The sequence below is a fragment of the Mesorhizobium sp. WSM2240 genome, assembly GCF_040438645.1.
Taxonomy (GTDB): domain Bacteria; phylum Pseudomonadota; class Alphaproteobacteria; order Rhizobiales; family Rhizobiaceae; genus Allomesorhizobium.
Genome location: NZ_CP159253.1, coordinates 2,617,868 through 2,636,607, shown reverse-complemented (window position 1 = coordinate 2,636,607; position 18,740 = coordinate 2,617,868). Strand labels below are relative to the sequence as shown.

General features: G+C 63.8%; 19 protein-coding genes and 1 pseudogene. 9 read left to right on the top strand and 11 right to left on the bottom strand.

The window, feature by feature from the left end; genetic code table 11:
- Window positions 1-59 precede the first annotated feature (59 nt).
- Entirely contained in the window at window positions 60-1,457 is a 1,398-nt protein-coding gene (locus ABVK50_RS12895; protein WP_353641188.1) for a DUF6513 domain-containing protein, read from the top strand.
- Window positions 1,458-1,459: 2 nt separating this feature from the next.
- A complete protein-coding gene (locus ABVK50_RS12890; RefSeq protein ID WP_353641189.1) occupies window positions 1,460-2,047 on the top strand; it encodes a DUF447 domain-containing protein in 588 nt (195 codons plus the stop codon).
- A 51-nt stretch (window positions 2,048-2,098) separates the two neighbouring features.
- Here ABVK50_RS12890 and ABVK50_RS12885 read toward each other — a convergent pair whose 3' ends face one another.
- Window positions 2,099-2,464 carry a c-type cytochrome gene (locus tag ABVK50_RS12885; RefSeq protein WP_353641190.1) on the bottom strand — a complete coding sequence of 122 codons (366 nt, stop codon included), beginning with the start codon at window positions 2,462-2,464 and terminating at the stop codon, window positions 2,099-2,101.
- 74 nt (window positions 2,465-2,538) lie between these two features.
- Window positions 2,539-3,576: a hydantoinase/oxoprolinase family protein gene (locus tag ABVK50_RS12880; protein ID WP_353641191.1), complete on the bottom strand. Its 1,038-nt coding sequence runs from the start codon at window positions 3,574-3,576 to the stop codon at window positions 2,539-2,541.
- A 46-nt stretch (window positions 3,577-3,622) separates the two neighbouring features.
- Between ABVK50_RS12880 and ABVK50_RS12875 the strand changes: the two genes are divergently transcribed.
- Complete coding sequence (locus ABVK50_RS12875) at window positions 3,623-4,324, top strand: HisA/HisF-related TIM barrel protein (protein ID WP_353641192.1); 702 nt, start codon at window positions 3,623-3,625, stop codon at window positions 4,322-4,324.
- 135 nt (window positions 4,325-4,459) lie between these two features.
- Here the strand turns inward: ABVK50_RS12875 and fae are convergent, their stop codons facing one another.
- The 8 genes and pseudogenes from fae to ABVK50_RS12835 form a co-directional block, all read right to left on the bottom strand.
- Window positions 4,460-4,966, bottom strand: a complete 507-nt coding sequence (gene fae, locus ABVK50_RS12870; RefSeq protein WP_353641193.1) for a formaldehyde-activating enzyme — start codon at window positions 4,964-4,966, stop codon at window positions 4,460-4,462.
- Window positions 4,967-5,131: 165 nt separating this feature from the next.
- Window positions 5,132-5,974, bottom strand: a complete 843-nt coding sequence (locus tag ABVK50_RS12865; protein WP_353641194.1) for a triphosphoribosyl-dephospho-CoA synthase — start codon at window positions 5,972-5,974, stop codon at window positions 5,132-5,134.
- A 1-nt stretch (window position 5,975) separates the two neighbouring features.
- Complete coding sequence (locus ABVK50_RS12860; RefSeq protein ID WP_353641195.1) at window positions 5,976-6,923, bottom strand: RimK family alpha-L-glutamate ligase; 948 nt, start codon at window positions 6,921-6,923, stop codon at window positions 5,976-5,978.
- 234 nt (window positions 6,924-7,157) lie between these two features.
- Window positions 7,158-8,114, bottom strand: coding sequence for a methenyltetrahydromethanopterin cyclohydrolase (gene mch / locus ABVK50_RS12855; RefSeq protein ID WP_353641196.1), 957 nt, complete (start codon window positions 8,112-8,114; stop codon window positions 7,158-7,160).
- Window positions 8,111-9,241 (bottom strand): ATP-grasp domain-containing protein, encoded by a 1,131-nt coding sequence (locus ABVK50_RS12850; protein WP_353641197.1) that lies wholly within the window; start codon window positions 9,239-9,241, stop codon window positions 8,111-8,113. The genes mch and ABVK50_RS12850 overlap by 4 nt, the downstream gene beginning before the upstream one ends.
- Window positions 9,219-10,049, bottom strand: a complete 831-nt coding sequence (locus ABVK50_RS12845) for an NAD(P)-dependent methylenetetrahydromethanopterin dehydrogenase (RefSeq protein WP_353645946.1) — start codon at window positions 10,047-10,049, stop codon at window positions 9,219-9,221. Before ABVK50_RS12845 ends, ABVK50_RS12850 begins: the two co-directional genes overlap by 23 nt.
- Window positions 10,027-10,098: pseudogene (locus ABVK50_RS12840) on the bottom strand (hypothetical protein); the annotation flags it as partial. The gene ABVK50_RS12845 and the pseudogene ABVK50_RS12840, both read right to left, overlap by 23 nt.
- A 62-nt stretch (window positions 10,099-10,160) precedes the next feature.
- On the bottom strand, window positions 10,161-11,129 hold the full coding sequence (locus ABVK50_RS12835) for a beta-ribofuranosylaminobenzene 5'-phosphate synthase family protein (protein ID WP_353641198.1): 969 nt from the start codon (window positions 11,127-11,129) through the stop codon (window positions 10,161-10,163).
- A 148-nt stretch (window positions 11,130-11,277) separates the two neighbouring features.
- Here ABVK50_RS12835 and ABVK50_RS12830 point away from each other — a divergent pair, with 148 nt between their 5' ends.
- The 6 genes from ABVK50_RS12830 (at window position 11,278) to ABVK50_RS12805 (ending at window position 18,230) form a co-directional block, all read left to right on the top strand.
- Window positions 11,278-11,658, top strand: a complete 381-nt coding sequence (locus ABVK50_RS12830; protein ID WP_008836312.1) for a 4a-hydroxytetrahydrobiopterin dehydratase — start codon at window positions 11,278-11,280, stop codon at window positions 11,656-11,658.
- 113 nt (window positions 11,659-11,771) lie between these two features.
- On the top strand, window positions 11,772-12,860 hold the full coding sequence (locus ABVK50_RS12825) for a tungsten formylmethanofuran dehydrogenase (RefSeq protein ID WP_353641199.1): 1,089 nt from the start codon (window positions 11,772-11,774) through the stop codon (window positions 12,858-12,860).
- The gene (locus tag ABVK50_RS12820) at window positions 12,854-14,485 is read left to right on the top strand and encodes a formylmethanofuran dehydrogenase subunit A (RefSeq protein ID WP_353641200.1); all 1,632 of its coding nucleotides are present in this window, start codon (window positions 12,854-12,856) and stop codon (window positions 14,483-14,485) included. Before ABVK50_RS12825 ends, ABVK50_RS12820 begins: the two co-directional genes overlap by 7 nt.
- Complete coding sequence (gene fhcD, locus ABVK50_RS12815) at window positions 14,473-15,381, top strand: formylmethanofuran--tetrahydromethanopterin N-formyltransferase (RefSeq protein WP_353641201.1); 909 nt, start codon at window positions 14,473-14,475, stop codon at window positions 15,379-15,381. The genes ABVK50_RS12820 and fhcD overlap by 13 nt, the downstream gene beginning before the upstream one ends.
- Before the next feature lie 5 nt (window positions 15,382-15,386).
- Complete coding sequence (locus ABVK50_RS12810; protein ID WP_353645947.1) at window positions 15,387-16,199, top strand: formylmethanofuran dehydrogenase subunit C; 813 nt, start codon at window positions 15,387-15,389, stop codon at window positions 16,197-16,199.
- A gap of 75 nt (window positions 16,200-16,274) precedes the next feature.
- Window positions 16,275-18,230: a S9 family peptidase gene (locus ABVK50_RS12805; protein ID WP_353641202.1), complete on the top strand. Its 1,956-nt coding sequence runs from the start codon at window positions 16,275-16,277 to the stop codon at window positions 18,228-18,230.
- A 139-nt stretch (window positions 18,231-18,369) separates the two neighbouring features.
- Here the strand turns inward: ABVK50_RS12805 and ABVK50_RS12800 are convergent, their stop codons facing one another.
- Window positions 18,370-18,735, bottom strand: coding sequence for a hypothetical protein (locus tag ABVK50_RS12800; protein WP_353641203.1), 366 nt, complete (start codon window positions 18,733-18,735; stop codon window positions 18,370-18,372).
- Window positions 18,736-18,740: the final 5 nt, after the last annotated feature.

Sequence of the window (18,740 nt, the reverse complement as noted above, 5' to 3'; positions counted from 1 at the left end):
GCCACCTCCTTTCCGCGGAAAGAAAGTAAACTGTCCCCAGCGCTCTTCCCGGCGTAGCCATGGCTGAGCGGCTGATCTTCCTGACCGGCCATCTGGCCAAAGCGCGGCTGGAAAGGCTGCTGGCCGGGCTCGGCGAGACCGAGTTCGCATGGGAAATCGTGGACATCGGCGTCAAGGTCGCCGCGCTGATGACCGAAGACATCATCAAGCGCCGGCTGAAGCCTACTCAAGGCGCGGACCGCATCATACTCCCCGGCCGCTATCGCGGCGATCTTGAACGGCTCTTCGAACATTTCGGCGTGCCTTTCGTGCGCGGCCCCGACGAAATCGCGGACCTGCCGGCATATCTCGGCCGCCCCGGCGGCCCTCCGGACCTCTCCCGCTACGATATTCGTATTTTCGCAGAGATCGTCGACGCGCCGATGCTCTCGATCGATGGGCTCGCGACGCGGGCGAGGGCGCTTGCCTCTGCCGGGGCCGACGTCATCGACCTCGGCTGCCTGCCGGAAACGCCTTTTCCGACGCTTGCCGAGGCAGTGCGGGAACTGAAGGCGCAGGGTTTTTCAGTCAGCGTCGATTCCGCCAGCACCGATGAACTGATGATCGGCGCGCGGGCAGGCGCGGATTTTCTGCTTAGCCTCGACGAAAACACACTGCCGCTGGCCTTCGATCATGGGGTGACGCCGGTCCTGATCCCGTCGGTTCCCGGCGACCTGGATTCTCTCGGGCGCGCCATCGAGGCCGCCGACCGGGCCGGCATTTCCTTCATCGCAGATCCGGTGCTCGACCCGATCCATTTCGGCTTCGCCCAGTCGCTCGGGCGCTTCATCGAGGCGCGCCGGCGTTGGCCACAGGTCGAACTGATGATGGGTACCGGCAATTTGACCGAGCTTACCGATGCCGACAGTTCCGGCGTCACCGCGATCCTAACCGGGCTCTGCTCAGAGTTGCAGATAAGAAACGTTCTGACCGTCAATGTTAGTCCCCACACGGCCCGAACGGTGGAGGAGCATGATCTCGCCCGCCGCATCATGTTTGCTGCCCGCAGCGACGGCGCGCTGCCGAAAAGCTACGATCCGGGCCTTCTGCAGATCCACGACCGCAAGCCCTATGTAGCCACGGTAGAAGATATAAACGCGCTGGCGGCCGAAGTGCGCGACGCCAATTTTCGCATCGTGACCGCCGAGGACGGAATCCATATATTCAACGGCAAGGGCCATGCGGTCGCCAGGGACGCATTCGAACTCTTTCCCGGGCTGGGGGTCGAGACGGACGGTGCGCATGCCTTCTATCTCGGCGCGGAACTCATGAAGGCCGAGATCGCTTGGCGTCTCAGCAAGCGCTATTCGCAGGACGAGCCGCTGGCCTGGGGCGTGGCGGCTCCGGCTCCGGAAACCGACCGCTTGCGCCTTGCCGAGGCCGGCCACACGCTTAAGGCTAAGAAAAGCAAGGAATAACGATGCCTTACATCCGCGAATGCATCGTCACCACCGCCGACCAGACCGGCAAGGTTCACATTGCGCCGCTCGGAATCATCGCGGAGAAGGACGGCTGGGTGATCGCGCCGTTCCGGCCATCTGTCACGCTCGACAATCTGGCGGCGGTGCCATTCGCGGTCGCCAGTTACACCGACGACGTCCGCATCTTCGCCGGCTGCCTGACTGGCCGCAAGGATTGGCCGACCGTTGCGGTGGACGGCTGCCCAGTGCCGCGGATCGAGGCGGCGCTTGCGCATTCGGTGCTCCAAGTCGTAACCGTTCATGACGACGACTTACGCCCGCGGCATTTCTGCCGCGTCGTAGCGGAGCAAACCCACGCGCCCTTCACCGGCCTCAATCGCGCCAGGGCGGCGGTGCTGGAGCTCGCCATTCTGGTCAGCCGGCTGGGTATGCTGCCCCGCGAAAAAATCGAGGCGGAGATCGCCTATCTCACAATCGCCATCGACAAGACCGCAGGCCCTGACGAGAGGGAAGCCTGGGGCTGGCTGATGCAGCGCGTCGACAATCATTTCGCGGGAACAGACGCCGGCCGCACCGGCGCGGCATGATTCCTAAAAGTTGCAGACTTTTGGTTAGGATTACACGGTAATCACAAGGATTTAGCCGCCGGTCTTCAGGAACTCGATGATCGTCTTGCGCTGCGCGGCGTCGGTGATGCCGCCATAGGGCTTCATGGTGTTGCCTCTCACCACCTGATCGGGATTGGCGATGAACTTGTCGAGGTTGGCCTCATCCCAGACGATGCCGGACTGCTTCATCGAATCCGAAAAATTGTAACCCGGCGCCGTCCCGGCCTTGCTGCCGATCACGCCGGCGAGGCTCGGGCCCTGGCGGTGGTCGCCTTCCTTCATCGTGTGGCAGGTGCGGCAACTGCTGTTGAAGGCGGTCTGCCCGTCTCCTTGCGCGGCAGCTGGCAAGGCGGCGATGGATCCTAGGAGCGTGAAGGCCAGCATCCGACGGTTCATCTCGGTCTCCGAGAACGTGGGTTCGAAGAAGAACGCGTCGCAGTCGAAGCCGTTCCGGTGCGTTCAGCCGCCGCTCAACCCTGCATTTGCGCCAAAAGCGCGACGGCGGCCGCCGGAGCGGCGCTGCTTGCCTCATTGCGCGCCGCTTCCTCCGCCGGAATGATGTCGGCGAAGTCGATGAAGCGGCGCTCCATTCTTGTCGCGAGCCGCCTGATCTGCCATCGGCCGGTTCCGGCGGCCACTATTGGCGCATCGTCGGCGAGCCTGCCCGCCACCCGGAAGGCAGCGTCGTGGACCGTACGGAGCTGCTGTTCGCTGAACCAGCGCGCCACATCCAGCCATTCGGCGGGTGACAGATCTGCTGCGTCACGGCCAACCATACGGGCCAGCCGCGCGATCGAGGCCTCCGCGGTCTTTTCCTTACCGTCGGCCGACGCGTGCTTGTCGTCCTTCTCGTCGAGCACGCCCATGATGCGGTGCGCGTCGGCGATCGAGGCGAAGTATTCGTTCATAAGCGGCGTCATTCGCCCGCACACCGGGGCGGAAGACGCCACGCCGAACAGGAAAGTGCGCGTGAAGCCGGTGTAGACGAGTTCGCCGGTCATCAGCCGCTCGGCGTCAGTATAGCCTTCGCCGGCGACCGCGCCGTCCTGGATCGGAATGATGTCGGTGGTGGTCGATCCCATGTCGACGAACAGCGCGTCGCCGACGAGCCTGGCTACCAGCGAGGCGGTGGCATGCCAGTTGGCCGAAGCGATATCGCCGCCGAGCCGAGCGGCCTGTCCGACCCCGACAAAGCCGGACCGTCCCGAATAAATCAGATTGTCGCCTGAGGGAAAGTGTTGCGAGATGAGCTGCAGCAGCGTTGCAATGCCGGCGTCTCGCGAGGGAAAAACATCCGCCAGTTCGCCGGTCATGGTGAAGGCGTTGAGATCGGCGCCGGTATAGACCGCAGACGCCTCGCGAAGCGCCGATGCCAGCCTGTCGAGGCCGAGCCAGAGCGGCATTGCGACGGTCGCGGCCTGGACGATGCGGCCGCGTTCAGCCCGGGTGACCTTCAGATGCGCGCCGCCGACATCGAAGCCGGCGATGATGCTCTTTCCTTTTTCCAAACTTCAAGCTTTCATGAAAACGGCTAAGCTATTGAGGGGAAAAGCGTTGCGTATCATTCCAGTCCTCGACTTGAAAGGCGGCCAGGTCGTGCGCGCCGAAATGGGCAAGCGCGACCGCTACCGGCCGATCGCCACACCGCTAAGCGCCAGCCCCGGTCCCGTATCGGTCGCGACGGGACTGCGCACGCTGTATCCCTTCTCGACCTTCTACATTGCCGATCTCGACGCCATAGAAGGCCGCGCACCCAACGCCGGGGCCCTTGCCAGCTTGCGGGAAATGACCGACCCGCCCGAACTCTGGGTGGATGGCGGAATATCCGACGGCGAAACCCTTGCTGCAGCGCTGGCTAGACCATCGCTGCGCCCTGTTCTGGGCGCCGAATCGCAGCGAGACGATGCGCTGCTTCGGCGCTTCCGCGATCATCCCGGCCTCATCCTGTCGCTCGATTTCTTCGCAGAAGGCTTTCGCGGCCCGGCTTCCATTCTCCAAGAGCCAGCGCTCTGGCCGCAAAGCGTGATCGTCATGACGCTGACCAAGGTCGGTTCCGCCGCGGGTCCGGATTTCGAGCGGCTTTCGCAGATCAAGGCGAGGGCCGGAAACCGCTCGGTGATCGCCGCCGGCGGCGTACGCAACGAAGCCGATATCCGTGCGCTTTCGGCGCTCGGCGTCGACGCCGCGCTGGTGGCGACGTCGCTTCACGACGGCACGCTCACGCCCGGGCAACTTGCGTCGCTCGGCGCCTGCTGACGGATTGACCCGTTCCGGGGCGCGACGAATGCCGCGCTCCGGAACGGAGGTTCAAAAGCCGAGAAGCTTTTTCAGCCGGCGCAACAGACCATCCGTATCAGCAGAGGGTGCTACCTGTGCGGGGCTGTCTCTTGTCTAGGCCGCGAACGGATGCTTCACCTGGTCCCGCTTGGCGGTAGCCTCGGCAGCAGTCGGCGTGCCCGAGATGGCGCGCTGGATGGCTTCCTTGGTCGCCTCGTAATTATACTGCTGGATCTTTGCGTCGTCCTCGGCCTCCCAATGGATGAACACGCCGACGCAGATGAACAGGTCGTCGGCCTCTTCTGCCGGAATGATCCCTTCCGCGACGCTGTCCTGCACCGCCTTCGCCACCGCAAACTGCGCCGGGCCGAACATCTGGACCGCCTGCTTGGCGCCCTTGATCGTCACCTTGTTGAACAACAGCGTGTTGGGTTTGCACTGCAGATTGGGTGAAATCACCGCCAGGAGGGAAGTAAATCCGTCCTTGTTGTTGGTGAGCGCGTTGCAGAATGCCGCTTCGACCGGGCTTCCCCGCGGCCCGATCAACAGGTCGACATGCGCGACTTCATTGCCGTCGCCGACCAGGGATTCACCAACCATTACTTTCGAGATTTTAGCCATGCCAATTTTCCTCCACAAAATAATGAAGTCCAAAGACGCCGCAACGAGCGGACGCTCGATGGACGACTATCCTTGTTGGCAGCGTCCGGATTGCCCGGACCGGTTGGCTAGATAGCCGCGGAGGCACTGACCCCCACTGCGGAAATTCAATCATCAACAACCCGATTATGCAAGGCGCTGTAGGAGGATATGGACGAAAAGACTGGCTACCGTCAGATCGGCCGACGTGCCGGGATTGACGTTTCGCGCCTTCAGCCGGCTGTCGAACTCCAAAAGCAGGCGCAGGCGCGCCTGATCGTCGTCGGCAGCGTCGACTGCGGTCTTCACATCGGCCGCTTCCTCCCGGATCCGGTACGCTGTTTCGTCGCCATGCTTGCGGGCCACATGGCTGTCCGGAAAGCTTGCGAGAAACGCCATGTAAGCAAAGACGGTCGGCCAGATGCCGCTTTCGCCGCGGGCGAACGAGTCGTCGAGTGTCGCCAGTCCCGTTTCGAAAATGTCGTCGAAACGGGTGACGTATTGGCGGGCGATCCTGTCTCGCCCGGCCGCGGCCCGCATTGCTTCGAGCAAATCCACCTTGGGCGGCTCGCGAACGTCGTGCTCCTCCGCCGAGCCAAGGCCGCCTGGCGAAGCTGTGACGATGGCCTCGAACACAGCACCTGCGTCATCCACGTCCAACTCGTCTAGGACTAAGGAAAGGTTTTCGCGCAGGTCGCCCGCCGTTTCGGCGGCGCGGGCCAGCGGCGCCGCGAGTAACACGATGCCGAGATTGGTGTTGGTGCCGACTGCCTGGCGCGTGGCGCGGACGGCCTCGAGAATGCGCCGCCCGACAGACAGGTCCGGATCCGTTAACGGCCCGGCCGATACGCTGGCACTGACTAAGAACTGCCCGGCGGTCATGCCGTGGCCGTCAGCAAAGAGATGGACGTTCCCAGGCTTTAGCGCCTCGATTTCCAGCCGGCAGGCATCCTCATAGGCGGCGCTGATGCGTTCGCGCGAAAGCCCCATCTCAGGAGTTTGCCGGTGCAACGAGACGATGTGGGCGGGCGGGCGGCTCGGCACTGACCCTGTCGGCCAGGAATTTCAGCATGGCGTCTGCAATCGCATCGGCGATGTTTACCGCGACGACCGATTGCAGTCCCGACCAGGCCGGCATGCTGTTCACCTCCAATACCAGCAGGGCGCCGTCGGGCGCGGGAATGATGTCGACGCCGGCGAAGTCGGCTCCGACCGCCGCTGCCGCCGCGACCGCCAGCCTCGCCAGTTCGGCTTCTCCGGTCCCGGAAACCTGCTCCGGCGCCGCCCCCCGGTTTACATTGGTTATCCAGTCCTCACCGCGGCGGCTCATCATCGCCACCGCCTTTCCGGCGCAGACGAACACGCGGAAATCGCGGAAGGGAGGACCGGCGCGCGGGACGTAATGCTGAAGATAGTAGACGTCGTTCACCTCTTCCGGCGGGGGCAGATCGGCCAGTTCGCGGATCAGCCTTATGCCGCGGCCCTGCGCGCCGAAAAGCGGCTTCAGCACCAGCGGCGTCAGCGGAAGCTCGCGCCTGGCGATCTCCTCGGCTGCAGAAAACCCTTCGACGCAAAATGTCGCTGGCGTCGGCAAGCCGGCACTCTTGAGCAGGAAGGTGGTCATCGACTTGTCGACGCAGCGTTCGATTGCCTGGGCCGAATTCCAGACCGGAACGGAAAGATTGCCCAACGCGTGGAGGACGCCGAGACGCCGCGTGATCGCCTCGAACGAGCCTGCCGCAATCGACCGCACGATGACCGCATCCGGCAATCCTTCGTCGAATCCCGGAATCGCGAGCCCGGAGGCGCTTCCGGTGTCGAAGGCGATCGAGGCCAGTGGTGCCGTCGCGACAAATGCTCCCCGCTGGCTCAGCCGGATCGCAAGGCCTTGGGAGCGCGCGTCCGACTTGTCGCTGACGATCAGGATGCGTGGGATCATGCCGGCAGCCACGAAAGTTGCTTTTCTGGTGCGTCCTTCGAGGCTGGCCCGCCCCGCGTTTGCGCCGACGCGTAGACGATCGGCGAGGGCTCGCACCTCAGGATGAGGACTGTTGTGCCTAGACCGCTTTCCTGAGAGATTTGTTCCCAACCTCCCTCATCCTGAGGTGCGAGCCCCGCACGCCGGCCGTTTGCTGTGCGCTGAATTAACAGGGCGAGCCTCGAAGGATGCACTTTACCCCAAGCTCCGTTCCAGCATTGCCGCATCCCGTCCGCCTCTTCGAAACGTATCGCCTGTTTCGATCGCTGTAACCAGGACTTCGGCTGGGCTGAAAAGCAGCGGGTCGATGGCGTAGAAGTCGCCTTTGAACTGCTTGAAAACATCGGCGAAGGGCTGACCGTAGTCCCGCGATGTCCGGCTCGGCAGTTTCTCGGCCAACTCCATGGCTGCTTCTACCGGGCCCTTAACGAACAACTGGACGACCCCTCCATAGATAATGGCGTCGTTTGTCCGGCCCATGGCAGTCAGGAAATCCGGGTGGGGGGCAGGGATAGGCGAGGCGGCTATTCCGTCGACGATGTTTTCAAGCGGAAATTTCAGATCGTTGGCCTTGTGCAGGGCGACTTCGAGTACGCGGGAGACGATTTGAACGGTGCCGGCAAGGCTCTGCGTCGGCGCGTATAGGAAAGTGAGCTTGTCGGCCGTCAGCCCCGTCGCGATGGCCACTTTCTCGACAACCGGTTCCGGCGGCGGTTCGGCTGTTTCCAGAATGAGCACGGCGGACGATGCGGTGTCGCGGTAGGTCAGTGTCGTGAACAGCGCCTCGACGCGGGCAAGCGCCCGCGCGGGACCCGACCCCATGGCGAAATAACTGTCGTTCGACAGGTTCCAGCCTGCATATTGCGAGCCGAGGCATGCAAGCACCGGCTGCGAGGATCGCACCTCAAGGGCAAAGGGCCACTTGTCCGAGGCGCGATCCATAACCGCCGAAATGCTGCCGAGGCCGCCCATCGCTGCCTCGGCCATGCGCAGCCCGGCTTCGATGCCGCCGGGGGCCTTGGAGCCGGCGTCGATCAGGGTTTCTCCCAACGGACCCTTGGAGACGGCGATGCGCAGGCGCTCGGCGTCACGGATCATGCCATCGGCGATACGCTGGGCGTTATCGTTCAGGAATGCCGAACCATCTTTCATGTCCGGTCTCCTTCCCATTGGTGCTGCAATTGCCTTGCATATGTCTTTACCGCCCGCTCGGTGGCGTCTGCGCTGTGGCCGCGGGCGAAGACTGTGCAGACGGGATCGCCGGCAACCAGTTTAGTGCCGGGCGATTGATGGTCGGCTGTCCAGTCGGGCCACTTGATTGCCGGGAAGTGCGGCATGGGCATCGTGGCATAGGTGATCATCGATGCCATCGAGTTGGCAAAGCGCGGCAGCCGGTAGGGCTCTCCTCTGGCGGCGCGCAGATGCGCCTCGATCAAGGGAGCTTCGTCGCTGTCGAAGATGTCCAGCGTAGCGCCTGGCCGCGGGTTGATTTCGACAAGCTGGTAGCCGTTTGCGTCGCCGATGAAATCGGCGCTGCAAAGCCCGACAAGCCCAGCGCGGAACGTCAGGCCGGAAAGCCAGCTGCTTATCTTGGCCGCGTGGCTCCGGTCAAAGCGCCTCAAGCGCACCGCGCCGCCGTATCGATAGGGTGCGTTCGGAGCAGGAGATAGCCATTGCCGGCTGAAGCCAATGACCCGTGCCGACCTGCCGTCGCCGACGAAAAGGGCCGAGACGCTGCGGCCTGAGACAAAGCGCTGGAAGTAACGGCCTACCGCCGGGGAGTCGCCGTTGGCGCGCGTTATGTGGGAGCCGCCGGCCCCGCCGACGGTCTTGACGATCCAGTTTTCCGGATCAGCTGGCAACTCCCAGTGGAACTCGGGATGCGGAATGCCGAGGTCGGCGCAATCCTTCGCAAGGATGTGCGGATCCTTGACCCGGCGTATCGCTACCGCGCGGTTGCCCGCGAGCGGAAAATGGCGGGCGACCTCGTCGACGATTTCGGCTTGCCGTTCGAAGCCCGAACCCAGGACGACCGCAACCGGCCGGTCGCTTCCGGCCAGCGCCTGAAGCGCATCGACGATGGCCGCGCCGTCTATTCCGCTCTGGAGGTCGCCCGGCAGTTTCGCCGCGCGCTCGGCGAGCGCAACGGTATCCCGGTCGCAAAAGAAGTCGGCGACCAGCGGCCGATAACCGGCGCGCTGCGCCGCGGCTGCCAGCGCGCGGCCAGAAATCGCCGCGATCAGCAGAAACCGGGGGTTATTTGGCGAACTCGCGTGCAAGGGAAAACGCATCCTGGAAATCGAAGGTGACTGTCTTGTCCGCCTCTATCATTTTCTTGAAGAGGCCAAACTCGACCTTGTATTTGACGTTGCCGATGGCGAGCGGGCCAATGCCGACGGCGTTTGTCGCTTCGAGCGGGTCGCCATTAGCGTGGACCGCCAAGCCTTCTATGCCGGCCGGCGGAACCGCATTCACATCGGCGCCGACGAGCAGTCTGCCGGCGCCTTGCAGATGCGCTTTCGAGATCACCTGGACGCCGGCTTTCGCAGCACTGAGCACAACATCACTGGCCTGGACGATCTCCCTCTTGCGGGCCTCCGTCGAACCGTCCGCAGCCTTCACGCCAACCCCGAAGCGGCTGCTGATTTCGGCGGCGATCTTCTCCACCCGTTCGAGGCCGTCGTGGCCAACGACGGTGACTTCGGCGCCTTCTTTGGCCGCGATGACGGCGGTGCAGAAGCCTACGACGCCTGTCGCGCCGAATATCGCGACCGCAGCGCCCTTCAGGCCGCGCTGGAACTTGCTTTCGAGCGCCTTCTCGACCTTAGCCACCATCGCGGCGGCAGTGGTGAACGACCCCGCCGGGTCAGCGAAAACCGACACCTGGAAGGGCGGCACCATCGCCTTCTTCGCCGCGTCGAACATGTCGAGCGCCAGCGACACGTCCTTGCCGGCGATGAATATGCCCGTACCCACGCCTGCATCCGGCGGCCGGGAAAAGATCGCGTCCTGCACAAGGCCGGTGACCTCATCGAGGCTTACACCGACATAGGGGACGACCGCGTCGAAGCCGGCATCGAGCGCCATGTTCACATCGAAGGGGCTCATCTGCTTCAGCGGAGTCAGCATATGCAATATGTGTTTGCGGGCCATTATTCGCCTTTCTGCATTAGGTCTCGCGCTGCGTCTGCCGCCTTTTCAGCTGCCCACGAGGTCGAGTTTGGTTTGACTGATCCTCGCGCCGGAATTCCTTCCCCGCACGATCCTGATTTCTATTCCCGCACCGGTTTCATCCCGGACCGAGTCGACCAGACGGCGAGCTTCGTCTTCCGACGGCGCGAAGGCGAAACCCGTTGGCCCCCACGAGCTCTGCCCGATGCCGACCGCGCCGGCGTCGACCAACCGTCGGGCCAAGGCCTCGACGCGCCTCGAGGTGAAGACGCCGCCCTGGGCCGGCGCGAAGTGGGTGCCGATGAGGGTCTGGATCGTCGTGACCGCGGCGCCGAAAACGGGCAAGTCGTGTTCAACGAGAGCGGGCATCAGCCCCATCAGAACCTGCCGGCAGATCTCTCCCGCGCCGGCGGCGGGAAACTGCGGCAGCGCGCGAAAGGCCTGAAGTTCGTCCTGGCCGTGGAGCCCTTCCACGGCCTCGTCGAGAATGAGAAGGACGCGCCATTCGTCCGGAAAGGGCAGCCTCGCAACGACCGGCGGAGGCCTTCCTGTGCTGTTCTTTCCCGCATCCACGATGACGCCGCCACTCTCGAAGCTGGCGATGCCGATGCCAGAGCGTGCGCCCCGCGCAAGCAGGATGGCGTCGCCGGCGATATCGAGCGGCAGTCCGTGCAGCGTGCGCAGCGCCGCCGCGACCGCCAGTGCGATCTGGGTTCCCGATCCGAGGCCGGCATGGGAGGGGATCGCCTGCTCCACCACCAGGCGGTGATTGGATTTTATGCCGAGATGCCGGCAGAGCGCCGACAAATGCTGTTCGGCGCGCGCGGCCTCGCTGCCCTCGACTGACGTTTCGGCGGCCCGGGACAAGGTTACGACCGTCTCGGGTTCGCTCAGCGGCAGGCCAACGCTGCCGAAGCGGCGTCCGACATCCCCGTTGAGATCAAGAAAGCCGAGATGAAGGCGAGCGGGCACTCTTATGGTGACGGAATTCGACATCTACCCCCGGATGGGTGCATCATACATGCATCGCGAGTTTAGGTGCCCACGGTCATGATAGCCGTTTTCGGCGAGGGGGCAAGTATCGCGGAGCATCTACTTCGACGCCGCCGCACGCGCCTTATTGAGAAGACATTGGAGATACGAGATGAGCGAGACAGCCAAGGAAAAAGTCTATTCGGAAGCCGAGATCGCCGAAAGGCTTGAGAGGGAACTGCCCAAATGGCGCTATGAAAACGGCTGGATTCGCCGGAAATACAAGACCCATGGCTGGAAATCGACGCTGATGGTCATCAACACGGTCGGCCATCTGGCGGAAGCGGCGTGGCACCATCCCGACATCACAGCGTCTTATGCCTGGGTCGAGGTCCGCCTGATGAACCATGCGGCAAAAGGCGTCACCGACAAGGATTTCGAACTGGCGAAGAAGATCGAGGACGTCGTCCAGTGGCAGCCGGCGAGTGAAGGCGGCGCGCTGGAAGGCACGCCGCAGACCGACCAGCGCTTCGCCTACATCAAATACGACTGAACGTCGCATCTGCTGATGCCGGGCCGAAAACGTTTACCGTTCCGAGAGCGGGGGGTTCACGGCCAGTTTGCTTTGGTCTAGGATTAGGCCGGCACCAGAAAGTAGCGTAGTGAATGGCGGTTGCGTGGATCGGCAACCGGGAAACGCTGGTGGAGCACGCGTGCGAACAGGCCGCGATGCTTTTGCAATCGAGCCGGTGCCCGGTAATCAGCTTCGATACGGATATACACGGGACCCGAGCGGCGATAGCTCTCGCCGAGCGGGTTGGCGCGGCCTACGACCATGTGGACAGCGCGGCGATAGCTCGCGAGGCTGCGCTCTTCTCCGACAAGGGCGCGATGACCGTTGCGCCGGGCGAGGTTCGTCGGCGGGCCGATGTCGTGGCGATCGTCGGAGAGCTGCCGGCGATCCATCATGGCTTCGTGGCGGAACTCGCCGATACCGTGCCCGACCTTTCGGCAACGAACGCGCGCGAAATTTTTCTGATCGGCGATGAGGGGACCAATGTCTCATCGCTTCTGGGCAGCCGGAAGGCGACGCCGCTTTCCTGCGAGGGCGCCGGGCTCAACGGCACGCTGGCCGCCCTCAGGGCGCAATGCGCGGGACGGCGGGTATCTAAACCGGTCTCGAACTTCGACGATTTCTCGAGGGCGCTCGGCGCCGCCAAATTTCCCGTGTTCCTGTTTTCGGGCCATGATGCGGACGGCCTTGCACTGGAGATGCTGCAGGGCCTCATCGCTGATATCAATCGGAAGTCGCGCGCGTCGGCCTTGCATTTGCCGGCCAGCGAGAGCGGCTGGGGCAGCGTCCTCGCCTCGACATGGATGACCGGCTTTCCGCCGCGAACCGGCTTTGCGCGTGGTTTTCCCGAATTCGACCCCTGGCGTTTCGACGTGGCGCGGGCGCTCGCGTCCGGCGAGGCCGACCTGCATCTGTGGATCTCGGCGGGTTCCGTGCAGCCGTCCGGGAACAACGGCGTCAAATTGATTGCATTGGCGAAAACGGCGGAGCCGGTCGCCGGCTCTGAAGTCACCATTGCGATTGGCGAAGCCGGTGTCGACCACGGGGCGGTCGTCTATTCCGGGCGCACCGGAACCTTGGCCGCGGTCGAGGCGGGCGAGAGGTCTGACCTGCCGCCCGCAGCAGCGGTGATCAGACAGATCGCCGGCTATTTCCAGGCCGAGGCAGCATTGCCATGCTGACGAAAATCGCCGGGGGCGAAATTATCGATCCGGTCAACGGCCGTCTCGGCAAGGGCGACCTCTGGATCAGGGACGAGCAGATCGTCGAACCGCCGGCCGGCGGCAATGCCGACCAGACCATCGACGCCTCAGGCTGCATTATCATGGCCGGCGCGATCGACATCCATTCCCATATAGGCGGCGGCAACGTGAACACGGCGCGGCTGCTCCTGCCCGAGCAGCACGCCGCCCACATGGCTAGGCCGGCTGCGACGCCGCTCTCCAATGCCGGCTGGTCGACCTTCGAGACCGGCTGCCTCTACGCCAAGATGGGCTTCACCACAGTGGTCGAGCCTGCCATGTCGCCCGGAGCCGCGCTGCATACGCATCTCGAACTCGCCGACATCCCGATCATCGACAAGGCGACGCTGGCCATTCTCGGCAATGACGACTTCCTCCTGTCGATGATCCGCGACGACGCCTCCCAGCAGATGATCGAGGACTACGTCGCCTGGACGGTCGGCTCGACGCGGGCGCTGGGCGTCAAGGTCATCAATGCCGGCGCCGTGGCGGCCTTCAAGGAGAATGTCCGCACCTTCTCGCTCGACGATGTTGTGCCCTCATACGGCGTCAGTTCGCGCAGGATCGTGAAGACGCTCCAGGCAGCGGTGGACCGACTCGGCATTCCGCATCCGCTGCATGTCCATTGCAACAATCTCGGCGCGCCGGGCGCGGCCGATACTGCGGCGGCCACTATTGCGGCCTCGGAAGGCGTGCCGCTGCATCTCGCCCATCTTCAGTTCTACGGCTATGGCACGGAGGGAAAGCGCAAATTCTCGTCCGCGGCGGCCCGCCTCGCGGAATTGGTGAACGGCACGCCGGAGGTCACCATCGACATCGGCCAGGTCATGTTCGGCCAGACGGTAACCATTTCCTCCGATGTCATGCGGCAGTTTTCGGCGCGCGGCAGCGCCAGCCCGAAAAAGACGGTCATCCACGACGGCGACGGCAATGGCGGCGGCATCGTGCCGTACCGCTATCGCGAGGATTTCTACGGCACGATGCAATGGGCGATCGGGCTCGAGCTTTTCCTGCTGATCGACGACCCGTGGCGGGTATTCTTCACGACAGATCATCCCAATGGCGCGCCGTTCACCGCCTATCCCGAGTTATTCGAGCTGCTGATGAGCCGCGATGCCCGCAACGAGAAGGCTTCGACCGTCTCAAAGAGCGCGATGGCGCTCTCGACCCTGTCCTCCATCTCCCGCGAATACACGCTCGAGGAAATCGCCATCATGACGCGCGCCGCTCCGGCAAAGCTGCTCGGGCTGGACGACCGCGGCCATCTCGGGCCGGGCGCGCTGGCCGATATCGCGATCTACCGGAAAGGCAGGGATATCGCCAATATGTTCGGCGCCGCGGCGTTTGTCTTCAAGAATGGCGACCTCGTCGTCAAGGACGGCGAGATTACCCATTACCGGTGGGGCAGGGCGCTTAGGCTCAACCCGCCGTCGGACAAGGCCATGGTGCGCCGGCTGCGCGAATATCACGAACGGCGTTACGGCCTCTCGCTCGACTGGTTCACATTCCCCGATTCCGCCATCGCCCGCGAACAGCCATTCGGCGAGGTCGCATGCCGGAGCTGAGTGTCAACGGAATAGCAATCGACGACACCTTCGCGGAAGCCTTCGGCATGCGCGCGACTGCGATTGTGATCACCGGGCCGAACCGGAAATGGGCGCGGCAGGCCGCTATCACGATGTCCGGCTTCGCCACGTCGGTGATCGCCTGCGGCTGCGAGGCGGCGATCGATGTCGAATTGCCGGAATCGGAAACGCCGGACGGGCGGCCCGGCTGCCGCGTAATGCTTTTTGCCGTGAGCACAGACGAGTTGCAGAAGCAATTGCTGAACCGCGTCGGCCAATGCGTGCTGACCTCGCCCGGCAGCGCTTGTTTCGCCGGGTTGAAAGGCAGCGCCGACCTAAAACTCGGCTCGGCCTTGCGCTATTTCGGCGATGGCTGGCAGATCTCCAAGAAAGTCGGCGGACGGCATTTCTGGCGAATCCCGGTCATGGACGGCGAATTCCTCTGCGAGGCCACCACCGGACTGACCAAGGAGGCCGTCGGCGGTGGCAATTTCTTCGTCATGGCGCAGAGCAGCGGAAATGCGCTTGCCGCCGCGGAGGCCGCGGTGGAGGCTATTCATAGCGTTCCCGGCGCCATCGTGCCGTTTCCGGGCGGCATCGCCCGCTCGGGTTCCAAGATCGGCGGCAAGTACAAGGGTATGGTGGCGTCGGCCAACGAAGCCTACGCCCCGACCTTGCGCGGAGCCGTCGCCAGCGCGCTCGGACCGGATATCAACGCCGTTCTCGAAATCGTCATCGACGGCGAGACCAACGAGGCCGTGGCTGCCGCCATGAAGGCTGGCATCAAGGCCGTGACGGATCTCGGGCCGGAAAAGGGCGCGGTCCGCATCGGGGCGGGAAATTACGGCGGCAAGCTCGGCAAGTTCATCTACTCGCTGAAGGACATGATCCCGTGACGGCGATGACCTTCACTCTTATTGCCAATCCTCCCGAGCGGTTAGACCTGTCGCCGCTGACGCCGGAGAAGCTCGCCGGGATGGGCAGGCGAGACGTCGAAAAAATCCGGCTGGGCATGTCGAAGAGCGCGTCGACGGTCGGCGACATATTCCGCGTCTCGGGCGACGACGTGCAGAACATCGTGTTCGACGGCGGCTCCAACCGTTTCGACCGGGTGGCGGCGGAACTGACCGACGGCTCGGTGCGCGTAGCGGGCGATGTAGGCTCCCAGGCAGGCCGCAGCATGCGCGGCGGGCGACTGCTGGTCGAAGGCAGTGCGGGTCCGCATGCCGGGTCCGGAATGCGCGGCGGAAGGCTGGAGATCATGGGCGACGCCGGCGACCGCCTTGGCGGACCGTTGGCTGGCGAACTCGCAGCCATGAATGGCGGCATGCTGATCGTGCGGGGCAGGGCCGGCGCGTTTGCCGGCGACCGCATGCGGCGCGGCCTCATCGCCGTCCTCGGAGGTTCGGGCGACCACGCCGGCAGCCGCATGATCGCCGGCAGCCTGGTGATTGCCGGCGGGACCGGAGCGATGCCCGGCTATCTGATGCGTCGCGGCTCGATCTTTCTCGACCGCGCACCTGAAAATCTGTCTCCCAGCTTCGTCGAATGCGGCGCGCCTGAAAGCGCCTTCGCCGCACTTTTCGACCGCTATCTCATCGCGGAAGGAATTTTGGGGCTGCCGCTGCTCGGCAACGCGCCGCGCAAATATAGCGGCGACAATGCCGTCCTTGGAATGGGGGAGGTCCTTTTCCCGATTTGGTCCGGCAGCTGATTGTGTAATGCGCGCTCTGGATCGCCCCGGCGTCCGGACGTAAAACATGGCAGCATCGACAAAGGATGACCAGCCATGCCGACCACAGCACCGAAGACGGCGTCTTACGGCGCCTGGAAATCGCCGATCACCTCCGATCTCATTGTCGCGCAGGCTATAGGGCTCTCGGAAGTTCGTCTCGACAACGATACGATCTATTGGCTGGAAGGACGACCGCAGGAGCGCGGCCGCTCCGTCGTGGTGCGCGCCGGCGTTGGGGGCGGAGACGATGTCGACGTTGCGCCCGCGCCTTTCAACGTCCGCACGCGGGTTCACGAATATGGCGGCGGCGCCTGGCTAGTGGATGACGGAATTCTGTACTTCTCCAACTTTGCCGATGGCCGGCTGTACCGACTTGAAGGTCTCGAACCCCAGCCCCTGACGCCCGAACCCTCCAGACAGTTGGGTGGCTGGCGGTTTGCCGACGGCGTCATCGACCGGGGCCGCAACCGCTGGATCGGCGTGCGCGAGGATCACACGGCCGGCGGCGAGCCGGTCAATGCGATCGTCGCCGTGGACCTCGCGGGCAGGGGCGCGGAGCCCGGAATCATTCTCGTTGGCGGGCATGACTTCTTTTCGTCGCCACGGCTTTCTCCGGATGGGCGCCGGCTCATCTGGCTGGCCTGGGACCATCCCAACATGCCGTGGAACGGCACCACTCTCTATCTCGCCGAACTGGACGATGCCGGCGCTATCGCCGGCGAGCCGGAGGTCGTCGCAGGCGGTCCGGACGAATCGATCTTTCAACCCGAGTGGTCGCCCGACGGCAAGGCCATCATCTTCGTGTCCGACCGCTCCGACTGGTGGAACCTCTACCGCTTCGAGCTTGCGACGCGCGCGTCGCGGCCGATCCTGCCGATGGCGGCCGAGTTCGGGGCGCCGCAATGGGTTTTCGGCATGTCCACCTATGCGTTTGCCGGCCCCGACAGGATCGTCTGCACCTATTCGGAAGCGGGGCTCTGGAAGCTTGGGGTGGTCGATCTTGCGACGGATAGATTGCTGAAGATCGAAACGCCCTTCACGCAATTCGCCTCCGTTCGGGCCGACCGCGAGCGGGTCGTGGCCATTGCCGGAGCCCCGTCTCTTCCCGCGAGCGTGGTCGAGTTCGACCTGGGAACTGGCCAGCCCCGGATTCTCAAGAAAGCGACCGATCTTCTCGACCAGCCGGATCTGGGCATCGCCGGCCATCTCGCTTCGGTCGAGGCTGTGGAATTTCCCACTACCGGCGGGAATACCGCGTTCGGCCTTTATTATGGCCCACACAATCCCGATCATGCAGGTCCGGCAGGCGAAAAGCCGCCGCTTCTCGTCAAAGTTCACGGTGGCCCAACGTCAGCCGCGTCGAGCACGCTCAATCTCGGCACCCACTATTGGACCAGCCGCGGCATCGCGGTGCTGGACGTGAACTATGGCGGGAGCACCGGTTTTGGCCGCGCCTACCGCGACCGCCTGCACCGCAATTGGGGCGTCGTCGATGTCGACGATTGCATAAACGGAGCAAAATTCCTGATCGAGCGGGGGCTCGTCGATCCGAAGCGCATTGTGATCACAGGCGGCAGCGCCGGCGGCTACACCACGCTCGCTGCTCTTGCGTTTCGCGATTTCTTCCAGGGAGGAGCGAGCCATTACGGCGTCAGCGACGCGGCGGCGCTGGCGCGCGACACGCACAAGTTCGAATCGCGCTACATGGACTGGCTGATCGGAACCTATCCCGAGGAAGAGGAGCTCTACCGCGAGCGCTCGCCGCTGTTTCATGCCGAGCGGCTATCAAAACCCGTGATCTTCTTTCAGGGCGACGAGGACGCCGTCGTGCCGCCGAACCAGACTGAAGCAATGGTTGATGCGCTGCGTAGCCGTGGCACGCCGGTCGGCTACCTCCTGTTTTCCGGCGAGCAACACGGATTTCGCCAAGCCGCCAATATCAAGAGAGCGCTCGACGCCGAACTTTACTTCTACGCAATCGAGGTCTTCGGCACTGGCCTGACGTTTTGACCGCTTCTTTGGCGCTACCGGCGCTGGCGCGATGACCCGATTATCTCGTCAGGTCACCAGCGCAGGCAAGAATTTCGGACAGCCCGATATCTTTGGAAACATGATCGAACACGCCTCCGGGCGAACTGCCGGCACAGGCTCAGAGAATGAAATCTGTCCCCGACATGAAGGTGGTGCCGGCGATCGCGCCGCTTGACCCGTCCTGGAACACGATCGCGAAGACGGGATGGGTCGCGTGATCCGCAATGATCACGATCTGCGGATCGATCTGGTCGCCCTCGATTGCACCAATGCTGATGATGGGAGGGGGCTGGTCGGGAAAGGAAAAGGGCGACGTCACGATGTGATAGCCGATGTCCCGGGTTCCCGACGCATCGGTCTCGTAGGCCAGAATGTAGCCACCGGCGAAGGTGGCGATCGAAGGCGCGGTATCGTTCACCGTGGCGACGGGCGTGAAACCTTGCCGGCGTGTAGGAGCCGCTAGGGTCGAAGATCGATACGTCAATGTTC

Coding starts and splice junctions, on each gene's coding strand:
- ABVK50_RS12895 (WP_353641188.1), top strand. CDS start 60: ATGGCTGAGCGGCTGATCTTCCTGACCGGCCATCTGGCCAAAGCGCGG.
- ABVK50_RS12890 (WP_353641189.1), top strand. CDS start 1,460: ATGCCTTACATCCGCGAATGCATCGTCACCACCGCCGACCAGACCGGC.
- ABVK50_RS12885 (WP_353641190.1), bottom strand. CDS start 2,464: ATGAACCGTCGGATGCTGGCCTTCACGCTCCTAGGATCCATCGCCGCC.
- fae (WP_353641193.1), bottom strand. CDS start 4,966: ATGGCTAAAATCTCGAAAGTAATGGTTGGTGAATCCCTGGTCGGCGAC.
- ABVK50_RS12865 (WP_353641194.1), bottom strand. CDS start 5,974: ATGGGGCTTTCGCGCGAACGCATCAGCGCCGCCTATGAGGATGCCTGC.
- ABVK50_RS12860 (WP_353641195.1), bottom strand. CDS start 6,923: ATGATCCCACGCATCCTGATCGTCAGCGACAAGTCGGACGCGCGCTCC.
- mch (WP_353641196.1), bottom strand. CDS start 8,114: ATGAAAGATGGTTCGGCATTCCTGAACGATAACGCCCAGCGTATCGCC.
- ABVK50_RS12845 (WP_353645946.1), bottom strand. CDS start 10,049: ATGGCGCTCGATGCCGGCTTCGACGCGGTCGTCCCCTATGTCGGTGTA.
- ABVK50_RS12835 (WP_353641198.1), bottom strand. CDS start 11,129: ATGTCGAATTCCGTCACCATAAGAGTGCCCGCTCGCCTTCATCTCGGC.
- ABVK50_RS12830 (WP_008836312.1), top strand. CDS start 11,278: ATGAGCGAGACAGCCAAGGAAAAAGTCTATTCGGAAGCCGAGATCGCC.
- ABVK50_RS12825 (WP_353641199.1), top strand. CDS start 11,772: ATGGCGGTTGCGTGGATCGGCAACCGGGAAACGCTGGTGGAGCACGCG.
- ABVK50_RS12820 (WP_353641200.1), top strand. CDS start 12,854: ATGCTGACGAAAATCGCCGGGGGCGAAATTATCGATCCGGTCAACGGC.
- fhcD (WP_353641201.1), top strand. CDS start 14,473: ATGCCGGAGCTGAGTGTCAACGGAATAGCAATCGACGACACCTTCGCG.
- ABVK50_RS12810 (WP_353645947.1), top strand. CDS start 15,387: ATGACCTTCACTCTTATTGCCAATCCTCCCGAGCGGTTAGACCTGTCG.
- ABVK50_RS12805 (WP_353641202.1), top strand. CDS start 16,275: ATGCCGACCACAGCACCGAAGACGGCGTCTTACGGCGCCTGGAAATCG.